The following is a 23,031-nucleotide window of genomic DNA, read 5'->3' as shown; positions in this document are numbered from 1 at the left end:
ATTTTGTTTATTTCCATTTTATAATTACACGACAATTTTCAATATCCGTGCTTTTGGTTTTGATTACAATTTTTGAGGTATTATCACTACTTTGGTTGAATATCTCAAGAATCTGATCAAGCTTGGCTTCGTGCAAATAATTTATTTCCAGTTCGTGAATTGTTTTATTTAATAAGATTTCTGAAAGGCAAGAGTCTATTGCCCACTTTATGTATTTTACATTATTCACATGCTGATAGAAGTCAAGGTCACTATAGTGAATGTGCAGATCCTCTACGTAATTGCCTTGTTCTATTTGTTGCAACTTACTTAGGCTATGTTCAAAGATAGGATCTTCAGAGTTGATTGGCATTTTAGCAACAATTTCTTGTGGTCTAATCAATCTTTTTGTTTTTGTATTCAGCACCAGCCACGAAGAGGTTGCCTGACCAATAACATCTCCTTTCATGTTATAAATCCGGTATTCCCGATTTCCAAACAAACCATCTGCTCCAATCGACCAGGTTTCAATATCAATATTATCTTTCCACTTGGGAGTTGAAAAAATTTGAACTTTTAATCTTGATAAAATCCACGCCAGATTATTGGCTTTTAAATCATCAATGCCTTGATTGATTAAATCTACATGATGTCCGGCAATTTCCTGAAAGTAATTGCAAATACTTGTGAGTTTTGCTCTTCCATTTAGATCCGTGTCAAAAGATCCAATTTGAAAAGTTTCCCGGTATTTTCTTATGTCGGTGTTTGATGTGTTCATTACAGTAAACGAGGTCTAATTTTTTTTACAATGTATAGTGATCTTAAAAGGAGAAGAACCACAAAGGGTAATATTTCGTTAGGAAAAGATTGAGGAATAATTGCCCAGCTTCCCAATATCACTATGAGTATTATTGAATGCATTAAAAAATAATAATAAGCAAGCAAAGAGGATTTTTTTCGGAGTAATGCAAAAACCATTGGGAAGTGAAGAGGGAAGGCCCAAATAATATTCCAATTAGGTCCGGTGGCCTGATGATCTGTAAAAAACCATAAGAAAATAATAAGCCAGCCTAGTAATCCGCAAACGCCAAATATAAAAATGTCAAAAATGAACAGATCTTTGTCTTTTTTTAGATATGCAAGACTTAGGAGTAGTCCAATTAAAGCTAACAATCCAAAAATAAAACATGGTCTTTGATACCAATTAGTTATTTTTAAGTCGAGGGCTGGCTTTAGGATAACATTGGTTGATTTTACCAATGGTTTGCTTGTCTTGTTCGTACTGATCTTTGCATTTTCAAAGCCCAGCATCATATTGTCGGGTAAGAACATATATTGGTAAGGAGTTGCTTCAGCATCACAAGGTATTCCAAGAGCTAAATGAATTCCTAAAAATATCCAGCGACTTTTTTGCATGAATGGATCTAATAGATTCCAAAAGGATTTTGGTTGATCCGCAATTGTATCGAAAAGAACTGTGCCTGATGTGTTTTCACTAACAATATCCCGAATTCGTGTAGAGCAATTGTCAAAAAGAAAATCGTATCTGTAATATCTGTTTTCAGGTTGGTAATTTTTTAATAAAGCTGCGAACAGTTTATGCTTCTCAATACTATCAAGATTTAGTTTTTGCTCAATAATACCTCTTTTCTCATAAATGTATCCTTTTTTAAAATTATCAAACGTTGTGTATGATAACATGTAGTCCAATTTTCCTCTTGCGAATTTTGGATAAAAATTAGGCGTGTTAAAATTGAAAGTACCATAACCAAAAACCAAATCTATTTTTTTTTCTTCATCTTTTATCCGCAATGCAGAATGACCAAACTGGGAGTACAGTTCATCTCCTGGAGAACAGGTAAGAAGACTTATTTCTGAATCGTTTGATAAATTTTGTCCTGATACATGATTACCTATTGATAATAACAAAAATATAATCAATAAGATAGGAAAAGTGGTTGTTTTTAATGCCATAATAGTAAATGTTTACCCTTCGAAGATAAGTATTTTATGAATATTACAAATGTTTTCAATTTTCTATTTTAATGTGATAAAGAAAAATTATTATTGGAAATATTTGTTATTCTATTTCAATCGATACGGCTATAATTTGCATGTTGTTACTATTGCAAATTTTCACCTCTTAAAATATTGTTGAGTAGTTGTTTATCTTATGTGCTTGCTTGGCTATATTTTTTAGCTATTTCGTCAAAAATATTACATATTGTTTATTAAATATGATATTATTTAACATCTTTATACGGCTATTCTAACCTATTCAAATATTTGTAAAATGATAAGGCTTCTTTTCGTTATTCTTTTTATACCCCAATTTCTTTGTGCCTATTCGTCGAATTCAAAGCGTGATAGTCTAAAACAGCTTATTCACGTTCCTTCGGATTCATTAACTTGTGATGTGCTGTATCAGTTGGGAGAGGATTATATTTCTGACTATCCGGATTCAGCAATTTATTATGCGGATCAAATTGTGAAGTCTGCAAATTTAACTCTTGATTCAGTTTTTAGTATGAAGGCGAACTACCTAAAAGGAAAAGCATTTTATAAGAGTAGCAATTATTCAAATTCCATCAAATATATTAAGGACGCAATTTCCTATTGTGTTAAAAATCATGAAAAAGAAAAAGCTGATTGTTATAATGTTTTGGGTAATTCGTTAATACAAATTGATAACTATAAACTTTCTCTTAGTGCCTATTTTACAAGTTTAAACATTCGAAATGGATTAAAAGATAGTTTGTTGATTTCTGCTTCTTTAAATAATATTGGGAATGTTTATTTTCAGATGCAGGAATATTCTAATGCACTGGACTATTATAATCAATCTTTGGTTTTAAAGGAAAATGCCAATAATTTGCAGGGGATTGCAATAATGAATAATAATATAGGAAACGTATACCATAAAATGAATGATAATCTTAACGCTTCGTCTTCATATCAGAAAGCGTTGAATATTATTGAATCTGAAAATAACGTTGATTGGAAGCCAATTCTACTCGAAAATATTGGTCAGTTGTATCTGGATTGTGGTGATATAAATAAATGCATGGTTTACTATCGTAGAGCTTTGCTTGAGTCTGAGCGAAAAGGGGATAAAATTTCTATTGCAAGTGTCAAGTCATCTTTAGCAATAGCACATTTAAAGAATGGTGATTATAATACATCTCTGGAGCTGTTTAAGGAGGCTTTGATGAGAGCAAAAGAAATTGGCGTTGCACGAATAGAACAAGACTGCTATTATTACATGTCGGAATTGTATGAGAAGAAAAATAATTTTGAGAAGAGTATCCAATATTTCAAAAAGTACGATAAAATAAGAGCGAGGATTTACAGAGAGAATAATAGTAAAGAAATTGCAGAAATTCAGGCGAAATTTCAATTGGAAAAAATCGATACTGAAAATGAGATTCTGAAGCAACGGAATACAATCCAAAGGTTAGAAATAGACAAGCAAAAGACAAGTGGTTTATTTTTGTTTAGTTTGGGTGTTTTGATTTTATCTCTGTTTATATATTCAATATACATTAGTCGATTCAGGAAGAGACACAATAAACTTTTAAAGGAAAAAAATAAAATTATATCCGACAGAAATAAAAGTCTGACAAGTTTAAATGCTACCAAGGATAAGTTTTTATCTATTGTCGCACACGATCTGAAAAATCCGTTTAATGCAGTGCTGGGTTTTACCGATTTGTTAATTGACCGATATGATGAGCTTGAGGATTCAATGAGGCAGGAGTATATTGAAATTGTTCATAAATCGGCTCTTCATGGCTCTTTATTGCTTGATACATTGCTAACATGGTCGAGATCGCAGATGGGTGTGATGGAGTACAATCCTATCATTATAAACGCAAGCCGGATAATAGAAGAAGAAATGGAATGCCTTGAGGAAAAAGCATATGCAAAAGGCATTTCGCTTGAGATGAATGAAATTGATGCTTTACTGGTTTATGCTGATTCGGATATGATTCGAGCTGTTGTGAGGAATTTAGGGAATAACTCGATTAAATTTACGGAGGAAAGAGGAAGAATTATTTTCTCGGTAAAGGCTGAAGAGGGCAAAGCAATTATCAGTGTTGAAGATAACGGTGTCGGGATCAGACCTGAGGATAAAATAAAATTATTTAATCTTGACTCTAACTATTCAAGGCCAGGAACTTCGAATGAAAAAGGAACCGGATTAGGCTTAATCTTGTGTAAAGATTTTGTGGAAAAAAATGGAGGGGAAATAGGTGTGAAAAGTGAAGAAGGAGTAGGGAGTAAATTTTGGTTTACTCTTCCTTTGCGTGTTAATGAAATAGAAAAAAAATCCTCTACCCTTGAAAGAGTAGAGGAGAAATGTATTGCTTGATAATTTATCGCATATCGTTCACTTCCGCATCCGGATTTGATTTTGGATCAAAAACAAAATAAGAATCAGCATATTTCAGGTTCGGAGTCAGCTTTTTAAGTATAATACTTACATTATTTCCATCTTTCCCAATTGTTTTTAACGACTCAATTTGATTTTTAGCCTTATCGATTCTTAATTGTATAGAGGTGAATCCCCGTTCAGAATTTAAAGGGATAAGATCTATTACATGATAAGTAGAAGAATTTACTGTTTCCTCTTTAATGTATTTGTAGTTGTATCCTTTTTCGTAAATGGAAAAAATTTGGGCTGGATTTAATCCTTCATCATCATTTTCTTCCGGCTCTGTAATGTTTACTTCATTCACATCAATGATGTGTGAAAACATGGTAGTTCCATCATAATAAGTATCAACGCCCATAAGTTTAAGACGATATTTATTACCCACAAGAACTATATTTCCTTCCGATACTTCGTGGATGTCTTCTTCCGCATTATCCATAGAAAAAGTAAATTCTGCACTGATACTTTTAAATTCTTTATTTTTTGCAGAAACTTTATCAAGAATAGTTTTGGCTTTAATATCCTGAGCTGACAGGTTTAAACATATAGCTCCAAAAAGAAGGAAACAAAAGATTTTTTTCATTTTAGCTTATTTTGTAAATATTCAATTATTCTTAATCAATAACTGTGCCATGCCTTTATTGAAGCACATCACTTAATAGTTTTTCCAGCGAATATTCATCTTGAATTAATACTTGCCTGGCTTTACTTCCTTCAAAAGGACCAACAATTCCAGCTGCTTCTAATTGATCTACGATTCTGCCTGCTCTGTTGTAGCCGATAGAAAATCTTCTTTGAATTCCAGAAGTTGATCCTTGCTGAGATGAAACAACCAATCGGGCTGCGTCTTCAAAAAGAGCATCTCTTTTTTGCAAATCGATATCCATTGCTGAATTTTCGGAAGATTCGCCCACATATTCCGGCAAAAACATTGCCGTAGGGTAGGATTGTTGCTTTTGTATGAATTCTGTAACAGCTTCCACTTCCGGAGTGTCAACAAAAGCACATTGTACCCTCACCAGTTCACTGGTTAATGAAATAAGCATATCCCCACGACCAATCAACTGGTTTGCTCCAGGACTATCAAGAATTGTTCGGGAATCAATCATAGATGCTACTTTAAAAGCAATTCGTGCCGGGAAATTAGCTTTGATAACTCCTGTAATAATATTTGTTGAAGGTCGTTGTGTTGCAATAATCATATGTATCCCAATAGCTCTGGCTAATTGGGCGATACGAGCAATTGGAGTCTCAACTTCCTTTCCCGCTGTCATAATTAAATCAGCAAACTCATCAATAATTACTACAATATAGGGTAGGTAACGATGACCGTTTTCCGGATTTAAATTACGTTTTACAAATTTGGTATTGTATTCCTTTATATTTCTGGCATGTGCCTTTTTCAATAAATCATATCTGGAATCCATTTCAATACATAAGGAGTTTAATGTTGCAATAACCTTATGGATATCAGTAATTATGGGTTCTTCTTCTCCTGGAAGTTTTGCCAGAAAATGCTTCTCGATAGTTGAATAAATGCTTAATTCAACCTTCTTAGGATCGATAAGGACAAATTTAAGCTGGGAAGGATGCATCTTATATAAAAGCGATGTAATAATTGCATTCAAACCAACAGATTTTCCTTGCCCGGTTGCTCCGGCCACCAATAGGTGAGGCATTTTAGTTAAATCAAGAGTATAGGTTTCATTCGCTATTGTTTTTCCAAGTGCAACAGGAAGTGCATGTGTTGATTCCTGGAATTTTTTAGATGAAATAATGTTCTTCATTGACACGATTTCAGGCGTACGGTTCGGAACTTCAATACCAATAGTTCCCTTACCCGGAATCGGAGCTATAATTCGAATTCCTAAGGCGGATAGACTAAGTGCAATATCATCTTCCAGATTTTTTATTTTGGAAATGCGTACTCCCGGAGCGGGCACAATTTCATACAGCGTAATAGTAGGACCAATTGTAGCTTTTATCTGAGTAATTTCAATTTTGTAATGACGCAGTGTCTCTACAATTTTATCTTTATTTGATTCAAGTTCTTCTTTACTTACACTCGAATTACTGGCATGATGTGCTTCTAATAATTCGATTGGAGGGTATTTGTAGTTTGAAAGATCAAGCGTAGGATCGAAATCCTCCATAGGTCTGCGCTTAATGCTTACGGTTTCTTCTTGTTTTGATACTGTTTCAATCTTTAGCTCCAAATCGTCATCTGCTGATTTAGGTTTATTTACTTCCTGTTCCAGAACAATTTCTTCCTCAGGAAAAATCTCGGAATTAATAATTAATTCATCGTCGTCTTCACCTTGTTCATCCTCTTGTTCATCATTTAGAGTGTGTGTTGAACGAGTTAATGATTCTGTTTCATCTTCATCAGATTTGGAGAAGTCTTGACTTTCTTTAAGGTTTGTTTTATATTTTGGCTTAAATATTTTTTTGAAAAAAGAAATTGAGTTTTGAAAGGCAAAGGTAATAAAGGTTAAAAAGCTAAGAACAATTAGAAACAGAGTGCCAACATTACCTATTAAAGATACAAGCCATTCACTTATAAAGTAACCATGAATTCCTCCCAAGAATAGAAATGAATGCGATGTTGATTGAACAAATGTAAACGACATGAAAACCGAAAACCAAATGCAGAATAGTAAGGTGAATATAATTGTTTTTCGTAATGATTGTATTTTTACTCCCCAAATTCGAAGCGAAAGGACTACGAGCAGATAAAGGAATGAGAATGATGCAATTCCAAATCCTTTGTTTATAACCAAATTGGAAATATAAGCCCCGGTTTTCCCTGTCCAGTTTTCAACACGGACTTTCGAGTCTGTGATTAATTCGAGCCATTTAATATCTAATTTGCTTTGATCGGCTCCACCTGTAAAAAAGAAGGACACGAATGCCAATCCAATATAAATAGTGAACAGAGAAAGTGCAATACCAAAAAGGAATTTGGTTCTTTCGTCACTAAGAAACTTTGGGGCTGAGAAGCGCAATTTAGCTTTTGTATTGTTTGTTTTTTTCTTTTTAGCCATTGACTATTTTTTCATTTTTCACAAAATTCGCATTGTGCACGAATTCATGTAAAAGTAATAAAAATGGCATTTAAAACCACAGGAAAATCAGCTTCTAAAAAGATAAGTTTAAAATCAGATGTTAATTAATTGAAATCGACAATGTATTTTTTTAATGTCTTAAGATCAGAAAGGACATATTCCTCTGGAATATTGAAATCTTCCTCGCTAACAGCAATTAGATTTACTGATTGTGCTGTGAATTTTGCTTTTACTTGATTCATAGTAGTTTCAAATTCCATGAGTACTCCAGGGATTTGGTACAATGGAGTGTTACGGTTGGGGTCTTTTAATCCAATTTCCGAAGTGTAGTAAAGACTAACTTGAGTTTTTGATTGATCGGTCATGAAAACTGTTGCTTTTTTACATTCATAACCAGCTATTAGCTTTGTGGAATCATTGTATTCAATTTTTGTCGGAGGAAGCTGACTGTATACAAATGCTACTTCATCTTTAGGGAATTCATAGTTAAGCTTATTACTCAATACCTTTAGTAAAATATTACTGTTTGGATTGTTGTATTTAGAAAGAAATTTTGTGCTGAAAAAACCCAGATAGCCTTCAGATATGAGACAAATGTTATTATCCTTAAAGTGTAATTCTACTTTGTTTGGCAAAAGGGCAATTATTGGGTTGTCTTTTTCCGAGGAAAAATAACTAACACTATAGGTAATTATCCCTTCAGTAATTTTATTCTCAGTTTCGGATTTTATTTTGCATCCCCAGACCAATAATAAAATTAGAATTATAGACAATCCTTGCTTCATAGGATAATGTTTTGGTTCGTGAATATTTATTGAAAACAGATTTGTGCTTTTAACTACAGTTAAAAGCTATCTGTAAATACAATAAATAGGATTTACTAAAAGTATGAAAACATTGGGGAATACAATATTATATTTTGGCATCTTACATGAAATTGCACGATATTTTTACGAAAATCACATTTTTTGCTGATTAAATTCCACTTTTAACTAATACGTAAATTATTGATAGAGGTTATGCTAAAAAAATAACCAAGACATCTTAACTTTTTTTTATTGCGCACAAATCGATTTGGGTAGAATAGTTGAACTGGAATGCTGACTCATGAGTAAAAGTTATCATAACTACAAAAATAGATTGATCTTTGCAAACGAGTGTATTTTAAAGATTGTTTGCTTTGAATTTCATGTATTTACAGAATTAGTTACTGAACAGTAAATTTATAAGTGCCGTAATGTGTTGAAAAACAGAGGTTGAAAAATATTATAAATGAAAAGGTATTTCATTGTTTTGTTGTTATTTTTTTTAGATTTGCATTGTGAAATGAAAAACATAAATGGAAAAATAATGAAAAATAAATTAGCAGTTGTAGCATTAGGCGGAAATGCCTTGTTGAGGGGGAATCAAAAAGGGACTGTTGAGGAGCAGACTCAGAACACAATTGATACTCTTGAAAATCTTATTTTTCTTGTTAAGGAAGGGTACGATGTTATTATTGCTCATGGTAATGGCCCTCAGGTAGGTAATATCTTAATGAGAAACGATGCAGGTGAGCAACTTTACAATATTCCTCAGATGCCTTTGGATATTGATGTGGCTGATTCTCAGGGTGGAATTGGTTATATGATTGAGAGGAATTTGCGTAATGTATTAAAGCAAAATGGCATTGAGAAAGATGTGGTGACTTTGGTGACTCAGGTTGTTGTTGATAGGAATGATCCTGCTTTTGATGATCCTTTAAAGCGTGTGGGCAAGATTTACACCAAAGCGCAAGCTGACGAGTTGCGCTCTGATAAAGGGTGGATTTTTAAGGAAGAGGTGAAAGCAGAAGGAGGATGGAGACGTGTTGTGCCTTCGCCAAAACCTATTCGTGTTTTGAATGAGAAGGTTATTGAAAACCTGGCTCGTCAGGGTAATATTGTAATTACTGTTGGTGGTGGTGGCATTCCGGTTTCTGAAGATGAGAATGGGAACCTTTGTCCGGTTGAAGCTGTAATTGATAAAGATCTTGCTTCGGCATTGATTGGAGCGCGGATTAAAGCGGATGAATTTTATATTCTTACTGATGTTTCTTTTGTTTATCATGACTTTAGAGGGCCAAATGAGAAAAAACTTGAGTTCTTGAATCATGCCGATACAATGAAATATATGGAAGGCGGTACTTTCGCAGAAGGATCTATGGCTCCGAAAATCCGTGCTTGTCTAAGTTTTATTGAAAATGGCGGAGGTAAATCAGTTATTACTGAAGCAACCAAATTGGTCGATAAATCTTACGGAACCAAGATTACAATGGAATACGATAAAAACGACGTAGAGCATAATTTTTAATTAACTATTATTAATATCAGATTATAATTACTTTTGTGATTGTAATTTAAAAAAATACATACCATGGCTTTTAATTTAAGAAACAGAAACTTTTTGAAGTTGTTGGATTTTACTCCAAAGGAAATGCAATATATGTTGGATCTTGCAAGAGATCTTAAAAGAGCAAAATATGCAGGTACAGAAGTGCAGACTATGAAGGGAAAGAATATCGCTTTGATATTTGAAAAATCTTCAACTCGTACTCGTTGTGCTTTTGAAACAGCAGCTTACGATCAAGGTGCTCACGTTACTTATTTAGGTCCTTCCGGTTCTCAGATTGGTGTTAAAGAGTCAATGGCTGATACAGCTCGTGTTTTAGGACGTATGTATGATGGTATTGAGTACCGTGGATACGGACAGGCAGTTGTAGAGGAATTAGGTAAATTTGCTGGAGTTCCTGTTTGGAATGGTTTGACAGATGAATTTCATCCAACTCAAATATTAGCTGACTTTTTAACTATGACGGAGCATTCAGATAAGCCGCTTAGTCAAATATCATTTGCATATTTAGGCGATGCCCGTAATAATATGGCTAACTCTTTAATGGTTGGTGCTGCTAAAATGGGTATGGATGTAAGAATTGTTGGTCCGGCTAATCTTCAGCCAGAAGAAGAATTGGTGGCTCAATGTATGGAGATTGCTAAAGAAACAGGTGCTGTTATTACAATTACTGATGATGCACAAGCTGGAGTTAAGGGATGTGATTTCCTTTATACTGATGTTTGGGTATCGATGGGTGAGCCGGATAAAGTTTGGGAAGAAAGAATTGGTATTCTTAAGCCATATCAGATTAATGCTGATTTGATGACAGCTACAGGAAACGACAAGTGTAAATTTATGCACTGTTTACCAGCGTATCACAACAGACAAACAAAAGTTGGCGAAGAGGTTTTCCAAAAGTTTGGTATGGATGGTGTTGAAGTGACCGAAGAGGTTTTTGAATCTCCTGCATCTATCGTATTTGACGAAGCAGAGAACCGTTTGCACACAATAAAAGCAGTAATGGTTGCTACTTTAGGAGCATAATTGAGCTTTTTAGATAAAAAGAGAAGGGTAGTCATTTGACTACCCTTTTTATTTGTTGTTATGTTTTCTACTGTGTTTTGTATTTGCTTAAAAACAAAGTGTTTTGTATTTTCTAATTTTTAATATATGTAAAGTTTTGGTTTTTGAGAATTGGATTTCCAGAAATACCACGTTTTTTTAGTTCGTTTTTAAAACTGCAGCCACCACAACTACCGCCACAACTGGATTTCTGCTTCATGAACAAACACACAAACTGGTATAAAGTATATCCAGACGCGAAGAACACAATTGTATAAGTTGATATTAATTGAAAACTCATAATTTTAAAGAATTAAATTGCCGGTTTGGTAAATGATAAAGGAAACTAACCAAGCTAATCCTGTAGTATAAAACACAACAAAAGCTGCCCATTTCCAATTGGCTTCCTTAACGATAGTTACGATTACTGCTATGCATGGAAAATAAATCAGAATAAATATAAGGAATGATAGAGCCGATAAACTAGAAAAAACATTCTCGCCTGTTCGATAACTACCAGCAAATTTCTGCTCCTTCAATTTTGTTCTTAACCCTTCGCTGGTTTCGCTCGCGCCTTCTCCTTCCTGATATAGAACACCCATGGTGCTTACCACAACTTCTTTAGCTGCGATACCGGTTAATATGCTTACAGTCATTTTCCAATCGAAACCTAAGGGATGCAGAGCGGGTGCAACAAATTGACCGATTTGACCGATGTAAGATTTTTGTTGCTTCTCCTCCAGTTTAAGGTTTTGAATTTTTTGAATCTCTATCTTTTTTTCGGATAGCAGCTGTTTCGTATCATTTTCCTTGTCTTGCTGTATGTTGTTTATCTGACTATCAAAATCTTGATTGGTTTCCACTATCATTTTGTCGTAATCCTTCGAGAAATTAATCTCTCTGGGGAAATACCCTAAAGCCCAAATTAGAATAGAAGCTAAAAGAATCACACCTCCCATTTTTTGCAGGTATTGAGCTCCTTTATGCCACATGTGAATTATGGTCGATTTAAGAGTTGGTAGGCGATAAGGCGGTAATTCCATAACAAAGGGAGCCTCTTTGGATTTGAAAAAGCTCGCTTTAAAAATTTTTGCAAAGAAAATCGCAAGAGCTATACCAAAAGTGTAAATTCCGAAAAGAACTAAAGTTGCATGTTCGGGGAAAAATGTTCCGATTATTAAAATATAAATAGGAAGCCTTGCGCTGCATGACATGAACGGGGTGATCAGCATGGTTAGTATTCTGTCATTTTTGTTTTCAAGGGTTCTGGTTGCCATTAATGCTGGTACATTACATCCAAATCCCATTATCAATGGGATAAATGATTTTCCATGTAAGCCAATTTTATGCATTAGCTTATCCATAATAAAGGCGGCTCTGGCCATATATCCTGTATCTTCCATAAAGGATATAAAGAAGAATAAAATCAGAATATTTGGAAGGAATACAATAACACCACCAACACCACCAATTATTCCATCAATAAATAAATCTTTTAGCGGACCTTCAGGCATAAATTGTTCAATTATTCCTGCAAAGGCATTTACCCCCATATCAATCCATTGCATTGGGTATTCACCCAAATTGAAAGTGGCGTAAAACGTCAAAAACATGAATACGAAAAAAATTGGAAAACTGAACAGTTTATGAGTGATGAAGGTGTCTATTATTGTAGTTTTTCGTCTTCGTTTAATTGGACTCTCTTTGTATGTTTCCTTTAGTGCTCCATCAATAAATCCATACTTCGAATCAGTAATAACGGTTTCGCACACTTCGCAAAATTCTTTTTCAATTTTTTGAATTTCGTCTTTTACTATGCTCTTTATATTGAAATGATGGTCACTATCCTGTACGAGGTGACGAGCACTTTTGTCAGCTTCCAAAAGTTTAACAGCCAGGAATCTGGGAGAAGTTTTTGTGCAGATTTTAGGATCCTTTTTTATTTCATGTTGTATTTTAGCAATCGATCTTTCAACCGATTTACCGTAATTGACATGAATGTGGCGTACAATTGGATCTTTGTCTTCGTACACATTAATTACCTTGTTAAAAAGTTCTTTTATGCCGGTTCCTTTTGGGCTAACGGTTGGAATAATTGGAATACCAAGCATTTTAGCAAGAGCCTTGAAATTAAGGACAGCGCCTTTTTTTTCCAGTTCATCATACATGTTCAAGGCAATAATTACCTTTATATCCATGTCAATTAACTGAGTGGTCAGATACAGGTTTCTCTCCAGATTAGATGCGTCAACAACGTTAATTACCACATCTGGTTTTTCATTCATAATGTATTTACGAACAAATAGTTCTTCGGGAGAGTAGGCCGTTAAGGAGTATGTGCCAGGCAGATCAGTAATATTAAAATGGTAGCCATTTTGTTTTACTTTGGCTTGTTTGGCATCTACGGTTACTCCGCTGTAATTACCTACGTGCTCTTTTGATCCGGAGGCATAATTGAATAGAGTGGTTTTGCCCGAGTTTGGATTTCCAACCAAAGCAATATGGATTTTTTTTCCTTTTTCTTTTGCTGAAGTTTTTAGAATATCATCACTAATAGTTCCTTCAAATCCATTTACCTTAATGTTTTTAGCCTCTTCTTTTGTGATTACTTCGATTAAAGATGCTTCACTTCTCCTTAAGGAAACCTCGTACCCCATTATTTGATACTCAACAGGATCTTTCAGAGGAGCATTTTTGATAACAGTGACTTTCTTGCCCTTTACAAAGCCCATTTCGGTAATTCTCTTCCGAAAGGCACCGTGTCCCTGAACTTTTATTATAATTCCTTCTTGATTATCAGATAATTCGGAAAGCTTCATTCTTAATTTATTAATAGAGGATACCATTTGGTATCTGATAATTGCAACTTGATTGTAATTTAATTATTGTGCATTAATTAATGCATGTCAAACGTATAGGAAAAATAGGTGACTTGCAATCCCTAATAGTAGGTATTTTAACCATTTCAATTCATTGCATTAATCCGGGATGTGTAATAATTAATCTGATTGACAAAATTAAATATAAATTTGAGCAAAAGTAAATGTTTTAAGGAAACATAGACTTTTTGACTTGCTTTTTTTTATTGATGTGAAATTGAATAAGAACAAAAAAAAAGCTGTCGGAAAGGACAGCTCTTATAAGTATATATGGAATTATTATTCCGTTAAATCTTCAAATTCTATATTTGTAAAGGATTCTGATTCAAATCCTTCAAGAACTGTTGCCGGTTCATGATATTCGGAATCTGCATAAGTTTCTTCGTCAGACTCTTTTTCCATATTTGAAGATTTGATAAAATCAATTGCCTCTAAAAGACCATCTGAAAATTTATCGAAATCTTCTTTATATAAAAATATTTTATGCTTCTCGAAGGTGAAATTTCCTTCTTTGTCATAACGTTTTTTACTTTCGGTGATTGTTAAGTAATAGTCGTTTTTCTTTGTTGCTTTTACATCAAAAAAATAAGTCCTTTTCCCCGCTCTTACTGCATTTGAGTAAATTTCATCTCGATTATGTTTTTCAAACCCTTCCTTTTTATCGTAACCTTCCATCTGAAAATAATTTGTTATTTATTTTGATTTTATACATTCAAAAATAAAAAAATATACGTACTATTTATTATGAATATGTATTTTATTGAGGAAAATGTGGTTATTTAAAATGAGTATGCAAACCTTTTCAGGACATACGTGGCTTTTTTACTTGGTTTTAATATGTAAAGTTATTTTGTTGGAAGGCTTAATTATTTTATCTTATTTGTTGGTTTTTCCTTGTTAGCAAGTAAAAAAAACCTATTTTTGCAACCGAATTAATGTAATTGACAAGTTCTTTAAACGTATGATTAGTAGAAGATTGCTTCGTGTTAAGGTATTACAAATTTTGTATGCCTATTATAAAAACCAAGATCGCACAATAGCTAAGGCTGAAAAAGAATTATTTTTTAGCGTCGGAAAAGCTTACGATTTGTATCATTATTTACTTCTACTTATTGTGGATGTTGCTTTTGTTTCTGAAAAGAAAATTGAAAATTCAAGAGGCAAAATTATTCCTTCTCATGAGGATTTAAATCCAAACACAAGATTTATTAATAATGCTGTTATCAGGCAGTTGTCTGATAACATTCAGTTGAATAGTTATTCCAATTCGCACACTGTAAATTGGAGCGATCAAGAAGATTACGTTCGAATTTTACATGACAAATTGATTAATTCAGATTTGTATCATGAGTATATGGCTTTGCCAGAGAGTACTTATGCTTCTGATAAGAAATTTGTAGAGAAGTTTTTTACTCATATTATTGCTGCAGATGAGGATTTTTACAGCGTAATGGAAGAGAAAAGCATCTATTGGAATGATGAAATAGAGTTTATTATCAGCATGGTTGTGAGAACAATAAAAGGATTTTCTCAAACTGATGATACTTACACTTCTTTAATGTCTTTGTATAAGGATCGTGATGATGAGGATTTTATGAAAACATTATTCCGTAAGGCTATTATTAATCATACTGAGCATCTTGAATTGATTAAGGCGAATACCAAAAATTGGGATTTGGAGCGTATAGCATATATGGATATTTTGATCATGGAGCTGGCTCTTACAGAAATAAAGGAGTTTTCAAGTGTTCCGGTTAAAGTGAGTTTTAACGAATATCTTGAAATTGCCAAATATTACAGTACCGCGAATAGTAGTAATTTCATTAATGGAATTCTAGATAAAATGGTTCAGGAATTGAAATCAAATGGTACTGTTAAAAAAGCGGGAAGAGGTTTAATAGAGGGGTAATAATCCCAAGATATATAATTTAAAATGCGCTCGCCTTTCGGTAATGCGCATTTTTTATTTTCTTAAGAGAAGCAAATATACTTCCATTAAAATTCACTACATTCGGGAACCAAAATGTTTGAACAATTAATGAATAAAAAAACTCATTCTCAAACCATCAAATATCTTTGTAGTATACTGTTTGTGGTGATGTTGTTTTCATTTTCAATACAATGCACTTCAAATAAAGCAGGTAAACTTGATGGCAAACTGATTGAAGGAAAAGCTTCTGAGAAAATTATTCCGTCGAATGGTTTTCCGAAGTTTGAGTTTACTAAAGAAATACATAAATTTGGGGATATTTCAGAAGGGGAAATTGTTGTTTGTGATTTCTTTTTTAAGAATATTGGATCGAAAGATTTAGTAATTAAGAATGTTGAAACAAGTTGTGGCTGCACTGTTGTAAAGTGGGAGAAGAAGCCAGTGAAAGTTGGTGAAGAATCACATATAACAGTGGAGTTTAACTCAGAAGGAAGATACGGAAAACAATACAAGGTGATTACTGTTTTTTGTAATACTTTATCTGGAACAAAAGAATTGATAATCACAGCACAAGTGAAATAGAAGAATTAGTATTTATATAATAATCAGGCTTTGAGCCTAAAAATTAGGATTGAAATGGATAATTTATTGAACATCTTATTGATGACACAACCTCAAGAGGGGCAGAACCCTATCATGCAATTTGTACCTCTAGTTCTAATTGTAGTGGTATTCTATTTTTTCATGATTCGTCCGCAAATGAAAAAGCAGAAGGAACTGAAAAAATTTCGCGAAGATTTGAAAAAAGGAGATAAGGTTGTAACTACAGGTGGTATTTATGGTAAAGTTCTTGAAATTCAGGAGACTGTGATCATCATGGAAGTTGAAGGACAAAACCGATTGAAAATTGATAAAGCAGCAGTAGTTAAAGATATGAGCGACGTTGCTCAAAAATAATAGTTTAGACTGTGCTCAATGAGCACAGTCTTCTTCTAAATTTTTCTAACATTGGGTATTCCAGATCTTCAAAAGATAAAGGAGCTTTTTAATACGGAAAAAATTGCTTCGAATAAAAAACTGCTTGTGTATGTTTTTTTTGTTGGGATTGCTACAATATTTTGGTTCTTAAACGCTTTAGATAAAGAATATACAGCCACAGTAAACTATCCTGTTCAGTATATTAATTTACCGAAGAACAAAGTTCTTACCAATAAACTACCGGAAAAATTGGCCTTAAAAGTTGATGCAAATGGTTTTAATTTATTGCGTTATAAACTAAGTACGGCCTTCCTTTCTAATCCTTTCGATGTTGGGTTTTATACTAATAATCGTATGGAAAATAGAACTCTTCAAACCTATTTTCTGGCTACGGCTCAAATTGTGAGCCGATTCGAAAGAGATTTGTCCTCAAGTATTAAATTAGTTAGTATTTCACCGGATACAATACGCTTTGAGTTTTCTCCAATCGTAGAAAAGAAGGTTCCAGTCAAGAGTAATGTGTCGAGTAGCTTTGAGCAGCAATTCATGTTGGATGAAGCAATTTCTTTGGAATTTGACAGTGTGGTTGTGAAAGGACCCAGTTCAATTTTGGATAGTATTGATTTTGTGGAGACGGAGGAACTCATTTTAACTAATTTGAATAAAACGGTTAAAAAGAGTGTAAGTTTAAAACAGATTGAAGGTCTTGAGTTTGATCAAAGGAAAATTGAAATAACGGTTCCTGTCGAACAGTTTACTGAAGAAAAAATTACTGTTCCAATCAAAGTGAGTAATCTTCCGGATTCTCTATTGCTTCGGTTGTTTCCCGGAGATGTTAAAGTATCTTATTTTGTGGGATTTAAAAAACATGATAAGGTTTCGGTTGATTTGTTTGATGTGAGAGTAGATTACAATCATACTTCAGATGAGGGCAGTAATAAGTTAAAGATACAGTTGTTGCGCAGTCCAGGTTTTGTAACTAATGTTCGTTTTTATCCTCAGGAAGTTACTTATCTGAAAGAGAGGAAATCATTCCAATAAAACAGTTTTCTTTTTATAAAAAAAAATTATATAAACGTTTCTGTAATGTTGAAGATTGGCTTAACGGGAGGGATCGGATCTGGAAAATCAATTGTCGGAAAGGCATTTGAGATGATGGAAATACCTGTTTATGTTGCTGATTTTGAGGCGAAAAGATTAATGATTTCAAATGTGGAACTTCGAAGCTTATTAATTTCTCGTTTTGGGGATCAAATTTATGATGTCAATTTTAATTTAAACCGAAAATTACTTGCTGAAATTGTATTTAATGATTCTGAAGCATTAAAAGATATTAATTCGATTGTTCATCCTGCCGTTAGAAAAGATTTTATAGGATGGTGTGAACAACATTCTCAAACGCCCTATGTAATACAAGAATCAGCTATTATTTTTGAAAGTGGTTTATACAAGAATTTCGATAAGATAATTACAGTTACAGCAGAAGAAGAGATCAGGATTCAAAGAGTTATTGAACGGGATTCAATGAGCAGGGAGTTGATTATGGAGAGAATGAAAAGTCAACTTTCTGAATCGGTAAGAATTGAAAAAGCTGATTTTGTAATTTATAACAATACAGAGTTAATTCTTCCTCAGATTGAACGGATAGACAAGCAAATAAGGTCTTTCGTTGAGAAGTGAATTTGAATTTTTGTTAAACTTTGTTAAGAGAATCTCTTTTTTAGAAGTGCGATTTCTAATTAAGTGATCTTTTGTTTTCTTTGTTTTAAGAAAATTAGGATTGTAAAATAATTTTGTGCCAAAAAATGGGAAAATACGGAAGATGGATAGCTGGGGGATTAGGTTGGGCCTTTTTAGGACCGATTGGCGGAGTATTGGGATTTATGTTGGGATCGGCAATTGATACAGTTGAAATTGAGAAAGGTCACGTAAGAGGAGCTACAAGACAAGGTGATTTTGTGATGAGCTTACTTGTTTTGGTTGCTGCTGTAATGAAGGCAGATGGAAAAGTATTAAAAGTAGAATTAGATTTTGTAAAAGGATATTTAGTAAAAAGTTTTGGTGTTGGCAGAGCTAGTGAAGCAATTACTGTACTTCGTGATATTCTAAAACAAAGCATACCGGTTGAGGAGGTTTGTCAGCAAATTCAATACAATCTTGATTATTCCTCCAGATTACAGCTAATGCATTTCCTATTCGGAATTGCTCAGGCTGATGGAATTGTTTCTGAATCGGAATTGAATATTATTGATAAAGTATCTTACTATTTAGGGATTCAGTCGGGTGATTACAACTCGATTAAGTCTATGTTTATTCAATCTACTGAATCAAGTTATAAGATACTCGATTTAACCCGGGATGCTTCTGATGCTGAGGTTAAAAAGGCTTATCGGAAAATGGCAGCTAAATACCATCCTGATAAAGTGAGCTATTTGGGTGAGGATGTGCAGGAGGCAGCAAAGGAGAAGTTCCAAAAGTTGAGTGAAGCCTTTGAAAAAATTAAAAAAGAAAGAGGCTTTGCGTAATCTGGATTAATTCTAAGATATTTATTTGCAAAATTATTTTTTTTACTACAATTGAATTATAAATTTGTGCTTCCAAATATAAAAACGAAAATATGTTGAAAGGAATATTGGCCATAGCAGGACATTCAGGTCTTTTTAAAATGGTATCTAACTCAAAGAATGCTCTAATTGTAGAGTCTTTGATTGATAAAAAGCGTATGGCAGCTTATGCGTCTTCTAAAATTAGTGCTTTAGAAGATATTGCTATTTTTACAGATGAAGGAGATGTTCAGTTAGCTGTTGTTTTTAAAAGTATTAAGGAGAAGGAAAATGGTGGACAGGCTATAAGTCACAAAGCTTCAGGAAATGAATTAAAAGCTTACATGACTGAGGTGTTGCCGAATTACGATGAAGATCGTGTATATGTTTCTGACATGAAAAAAGTTTTTCAGTGGTACAATATTCTACAGGAAAATAATTTGTTGAATCTTGAAGAAACAGTAGAAGAAATTAAAGAAGAAGAGTAAAAACTTCTATATCATTTAAGAAACTGCCTATTTATGGGCAGTTTTTTTTTGTTCATATTTGATTGTCAGCAAATATTTTTTAACGAACTTGTAAGTAGATATCCGAAATGGAGGTTTACCATGACAATAGAAATTGATAAAAGATCCATCTTACTAAGGAAATGGAAATTTGGAGATGAAGAGGATCTTGTGAAATGTGCAAATAATTTGGATGTACCCCGTTTTTTTAAGAACAGCTTTCCATACCCATATACTCTTAAGGATGCCCATTGTTGATTATGTTGCTAAAGGATATTTTAGGGCAATTGAGGAGAACAAAGAAGTGGTTGGCTGTGTTGTAAGCTGTTTTAAAGAATGCCGTTTACAAGAACGGCAATTATTTGGATCAAGTGATTTTTGCGATAATTCGAATATATAAAAAGAAAGAGGCCTAAGCCTCTTTTTCATTTCCCATCAAAAATAATATTATAACTTTCCCAGAAGTTCTTATCGTAAGGCATATTCTCATAATAGGCTCGTTTCTCTATTACTTCAGGCTTATCGGTATTAATTTGGGTTATCAGCATTTCGGTGTTGATATCCGTTGAAGTGATTTTTTTCGTTTTTTTATCTTCTACTTCGTGATGACGCTTGTAGTTCACATAGCTTAAGTAATATTTCCCTGAATGTTGCTTGTAGGTAACACTAAAATCGTATTCTATTTTTAATGGCTTCCACTTTTGCCGTTCTTCGTTAACGTAAAAACTTCTTCCCTGTGACGAGTAATTACTGGCAACAACATGAGTTTCATTTTTAATCACTGCAAAGTCTTTTATTTTGATGTAAATTTTACCCGAATATTCTTTGGCATAGTAATCGCCTGTATTGCTTAACATTGGTCTTTTACTTTTGTAAGCGATCACCCAGATTGAGTCATTTTCGTACTCTGTAATTTGTTCCAGGTTTAAATCATAAAAGTCTAAATGATTGTTGTTTAGAATATTTCCGCGACCACGCACAATGTCCATTTCCAATAATTCGTCTAAATAGGTCGACCCGTCGGCAAGCGATGAAGTCTCAAAATTCTTTCGCACCTGCAAAAACTTATAACCACGTTCTTTAAATACCTGATAGGTATCTGCACGCTTATATCCTTTGTCGTCGTAAATACGAATTGCAGCTTCACGAAGACGATTTAGCTGGCCGTTTTCGAATTTTTCGGAGCGATAATAAACATCATAATTGAAAGGTGTTTGCAGGTAATTTTTAGGAATTCTTTCAATTGCTGTTTTAATTCTCTTTTTCAGAACTAATGATTGGGCAGTTACCTCAACTTCAGCAATGCTGTAATTTTTAGGTGTTAATTTTATAAGCAATGTGTCTTCTTGTATGCAATTCTTTACACTATTTGAGAATGTGGAATAACCAACCGCAGAAGCCTGTATGGTTTTATCAAATAAATCCCCAGGTATTTTAAGTTCGAAAACACCATCCATGTTGGATGCTGCACCAATATATGATCCAAGAACTCCAATGTTAGCAAAAGGAATTGGTTCATTATTTCTGTCATTTGTAAGCTTGCCTACAATTCGGATTAACTTTGCTTTTTCTTCATTGTCGTCTTTCTGTGCTTTTGTGGAAAAAGACCAGGTAATGAGAACAAGGAGAAGTATAATGTATTTTCGCATAAGTAAAATGTGTTTGCTGATTTTTAGATAAAAAAAATTAAGTCATAAGTAAGCTATCAATTCTCTTGCCACAAAAAGAAATTAGTGATAATATTTCCACTTATTATTCTAATAAGAATTAATAATTACTACAAAGATATGTTTATGATAGATTTAGGAAAGAAAAAGAGCTGGTTTTCATGATAAAAAATGTTAATTTTTATCATATGAGTTTATTTTTTGTCGAATTAGAAATATCTTCGTTTACATTTATGCTAATATTAGACCTCGCCAATTTGGTTTCGGTATAATAAATCTTTTAACAAATAGTGATCCTATGAAAAAACAATTTCTTATCCTGTCGATGCTTCCATTTTTTCTTCTGTCTTGTGTTGTCTCCAAGAAAAAATATGAAGAATTAGAATATGCAAAACGACGAAGCGATGCCAAAGTTGTAGCTCTTGATAATGAAAATTCAAAAAAAGGCAAGTGTATTACTGAATTAAACTCCAAACTAGATCAAACATTGGCTGAGTACAACGAGATGAAGAATAGCATGTCGGAGAGTAATGCTATGAAAAATACAGAAATTGATGATTTGAGTACCGAATTAATGGGGCTTGCTTCGGATACCACTGAACTTAAAGTTAAGTTGATGGAAACATTGGATAAGTATAATTCAGCTTTGAATTTAAATGAAGAAAATAATTTGAAAATCTCTGGTTTATTAAAGCAGATTAATGAGCTGAAATTAGAATCGAGTAAGTTGAATCAAGATTTGAAGACAGCTAGAATAGATGCTGATTGGGAAAAGAAAAAGGTTGCAAATGAATTACAAAAGAACAGTGATTTGATTGTAATAAAGGATAAGGAAATGGAAAACCTAAAGGCCGAAATTGTTGAGAAAGATGGAAAGTTGAGCTGGTTAAGAAAGGTTAAAGATGAGAATGAAGCTGAAATTGAAAAATTGACCAATCAAGTTAAATTGTATAAGAAAGAGTACGAGAAAGCAGTTGCTAAATAAGCTTTTTAAAAATCTAATATGTATGAAGGAGATGTGGGATCAGCGTTATGCTGAATCGAAATATATTTATGGCGAAAAGGCAAACTTGTTTTTCGTAACACAATTGCATCTTCTTAATTCGGGGAGGTTATTATTGCCGGGTGAAGGAGAGGGGCGAAATGCCACCTATGCTTCTCGTGCAGGATGGAAGGTTGATGCTTTTGATTACAGTAAGAAAGCTGTGGAGAACGCTAAAAGGTTTTTTGCAGAGCAAAAGGTTGATGTGAATATGTATACTGAAAGTATATTAGACCATCCTTCAATTGAGGAAAAGTATGATGTTGCAGCTCTGCTTTATTTGCATTTGCCATCACAACAAAGATTTATCGCACATCGATTTGTTGCAGATTCGGTGAAACCGGGTGGAGTGGTTCTAATAGAGGTTTTTTCGAAAAATCAGATTGGCCGTAAATCTGGCGGACCACCAAATGAAGATCTACTCTACGATCTATCAGAAATCAGAAGAGATTTTGAAGAATTTGACATCTTACTGTTGGAGGAGGTTGAAACCCATCTTTCAGAAGGCAAATTGCATGATGGGAAAGCGATGGTTGTACGATTTGTTGGAAAAAAAAGAACATCTGGATATCTTGATTAATTAACTGTGAATA

General features: G+C 33.5%; 20 protein-coding genes. 12 read left to right on the top strand and 8 right to left on the bottom strand.

Translation table 11 applies throughout. The annotated features are described in order from the left end of the window. Nucleotides 1-7: 7 nt before the first annotated feature. Both QUH73_RS08240 and QUH73_RS08235 read right to left on the bottom strand, forming a co-directional pair. Nucleotides 8-757, bottom strand: a complete 750-nt coding sequence (locus QUH73_RS08240; protein WP_289529958.1) for an acyl-[acyl-carrier-protein] thioesterase — start codon at nt 755-757, stop codon at nt 8-10. Next, entirely contained in the window at nt 757-1,953 is a 1,197-nt protein-coding gene (locus QUH73_RS08235) for a lipoprotein N-acyltransferase Lnb domain-containing protein (protein WP_289529957.1), read from the bottom strand. The genes QUH73_RS08240 and QUH73_RS08235 overlap by 1 nt, the downstream gene beginning before the upstream one ends. Before the next feature lie 319 nt (nt 1,954-2,272). On the opposite strand from QUH73_RS08235, the gene QUH73_RS08230 reads away from it, so the two are divergent. Further along, nucleotides 2,273-4,351, top strand: a complete 2,079-nt coding sequence (locus tag QUH73_RS08230) for a tetratricopeptide repeat-containing sensor histidine kinase (RefSeq protein WP_289529956.1) — start codon at nt 2,273-2,275, stop codon at nt 4,349-4,351. 4 nt (nt 4,352-4,355) lie between these two features. On the opposite strand, the gene QUH73_RS08225 is transcribed toward QUH73_RS08230, so the two are convergent. The 3 genes from QUH73_RS08225 to QUH73_RS08215 form a co-directional block, all read right to left on the bottom strand. After that, nucleotides 4,356-4,997: a LolA family protein gene (locus tag QUH73_RS08225; RefSeq protein WP_289529955.1), complete on the bottom strand. Its 642-nt coding sequence runs from the start codon at nt 4,995-4,997 to the stop codon at nt 4,356-4,358. 55 nt (nt 4,998-5,052) lie between these two features. Next, nucleotides 5,053-7,458: an FtsK/SpoIIIE family DNA translocase gene (locus QUH73_RS08220; RefSeq protein ID WP_289529954.1), complete on the bottom strand. Its 2,406-nt coding sequence runs from the start codon at nt 7,456-7,458 to the stop codon at nt 5,053-5,055. Nucleotides 7,459-7,583: 125 nt separating this feature from the next. Then, nucleotides 7,584-8,264 (bottom strand): hypothetical protein, encoded by a 681-nt coding sequence (locus tag QUH73_RS08215; RefSeq protein ID WP_289529953.1) that lies wholly within the window; start codon nt 8,262-8,264, stop codon nt 7,584-7,586. A 565-nt stretch (nt 8,265-8,829) separates the two neighbouring features. Between QUH73_RS08215 and QUH73_RS08210 the strand changes: the two genes are divergently transcribed. Both QUH73_RS08210 and argF read left to right on the top strand, forming a co-directional pair. Continuing rightward, a complete protein-coding gene (locus QUH73_RS08210) occupies nt 8,830-9,810 on the top strand; it encodes a carbamate kinase (RefSeq protein WP_289529952.1) in 981 nt (326 codons plus the stop codon). A 63-nt stretch (nt 9,811-9,873) separates the two neighbouring features. Continuing rightward, on the top strand, nt 9,874-10,875 hold the full coding sequence (argF, locus tag QUH73_RS08205; RefSeq protein WP_101310867.1) for an ornithine carbamoyltransferase: 1,002 nt from the start codon (nt 9,874-9,876) through the stop codon (nt 10,873-10,875). A 323-nt stretch (nt 10,876-11,198) separates the two neighbouring features. On the opposite strand, the gene feoB is transcribed toward argF, so the two are convergent. Both feoB and QUH73_RS08195 read right to left on the bottom strand, forming a co-directional pair. Then, a complete protein-coding gene (gene feoB / locus QUH73_RS08200) occupies nt 11,199-13,712 on the bottom strand; it encodes a ferrous iron transport protein B (protein WP_289529951.1) in 2,514 nt (837 codons plus the stop codon). Between the two features lie 339 nt (nt 13,713-14,051). Beyond that, nucleotides 14,052-14,447, bottom strand: a complete 396-nt coding sequence (locus QUH73_RS08195; RefSeq protein ID WP_289529950.1) for a DUF3276 family protein — start codon at nt 14,445-14,447, stop codon at nt 14,052-14,054. A gap of 286 nt (nt 14,448-14,733) precedes the next feature. Here QUH73_RS08195 and nusB point away from each other — a divergent pair, with 286 nt between their 5' ends. The 7 genes from nusB to QUH73_RS08160 all read left to right on the top strand — a co-directional run bounded on the left by nusB (nt 14,734) and on the right by QUH73_RS08160 (nt 19,711). After that, nucleotides 14,734-15,681 (top strand): transcription antitermination factor NusB, encoded by a 948-nt coding sequence (gene nusB, locus QUH73_RS08190; RefSeq protein WP_289529949.1) that lies wholly within the window; start codon nt 14,734-14,736, stop codon nt 15,679-15,681. Nucleotides 15,682-15,810: 129 nt separating this feature from the next. Then, entirely contained in the window at nt 15,811-16,284 is a 474-nt protein-coding gene (locus QUH73_RS08185; protein ID WP_289529948.1) for a DUF1573 domain-containing protein, read from the top strand. A 54-nt stretch (nt 16,285-16,338) separates the two neighbouring features. Continuing rightward, nucleotides 16,339-16,659, top strand: a complete 321-nt coding sequence (yajC, locus tag QUH73_RS08180; protein WP_289529947.1) for a preprotein translocase subunit YajC — start codon at nt 16,339-16,341, stop codon at nt 16,657-16,659. 51 nt (nt 16,660-16,710) lie between these two features. Next, entirely contained in the window at nt 16,711-17,721 is a 1,011-nt protein-coding gene (locus tag QUH73_RS08175; protein ID WP_289529946.1) for a CdaR family protein, read from the top strand. Between the two features lie 45 nt (nt 17,722-17,766). Beyond that, complete coding sequence (gene coaE / locus QUH73_RS08170) at nt 17,767-18,360, top strand: dephospho-CoA kinase (protein WP_289529945.1); 594 nt, start codon at nt 17,767-17,769, stop codon at nt 18,358-18,360. Between the two features lie 125 nt (nt 18,361-18,485). Next, nucleotides 18,486-19,205, top strand: a complete 720-nt coding sequence (locus tag QUH73_RS08165; protein ID WP_289529944.1) for a TerB family tellurite resistance protein — start codon at nt 18,486-18,488, stop codon at nt 19,203-19,205. 92 nt (nt 19,206-19,297) lie between these two features. Further along, nucleotides 19,298-19,711, top strand: a complete 414-nt coding sequence (locus QUH73_RS08160; RefSeq protein ID WP_289529943.1) for a DUF5606 family protein — start codon at nt 19,298-19,300, stop codon at nt 19,709-19,711. 443 nt (nt 19,712-20,154) lie between these two features. Here QUH73_RS08160 and QUH73_RS08155 read toward each other — a convergent pair whose 3' ends face one another. Next, nucleotides 20,155-21,378 carry a carboxypeptidase-like regulatory domain-containing protein gene (locus QUH73_RS08155; RefSeq protein WP_289529942.1) on the bottom strand — a complete coding sequence of 408 codons (1,224 nt, stop codon included), beginning with the start codon at nt 21,376-21,378 and terminating at the stop codon, nt 20,155-20,157. A 316-nt stretch (nt 21,379-21,694) separates the two neighbouring features. Between QUH73_RS08155 and QUH73_RS08150 the strand changes: the two genes are divergently transcribed. Both QUH73_RS08150 and QUH73_RS08145 read left to right on the top strand, forming a co-directional pair. Beyond that, on the top strand, nt 21,695-22,381 hold the full coding sequence (locus tag QUH73_RS08150) for a hypothetical protein (protein WP_289529941.1): 687 nt from the start codon (nt 21,695-21,697) through the stop codon (nt 22,379-22,381). Nucleotides 22,382-22,403: 22 nt separating this feature from the next. Then, on the top strand, nt 22,404-23,018 hold the full coding sequence (locus QUH73_RS08145) for a class I SAM-dependent methyltransferase (RefSeq protein WP_289529940.1): 615 nt from the start codon (nt 22,404-22,406) through the stop codon (nt 23,016-23,018). The last annotated feature ends 13 nt before the right edge of the window (nt 23,019-23,031 follow it).

This window comes from Labilibaculum sp. K2S (genome assembly GCF_030372765.1).
In the GTDB taxonomy this organism is placed as follows: domain Bacteria; phylum Bacteroidota; class Bacteroidia; order Bacteroidales; family Marinifilaceae; genus Labilibaculum.
This window is presented reverse-complemented; position numbering and strand designations above follow the sequence as displayed.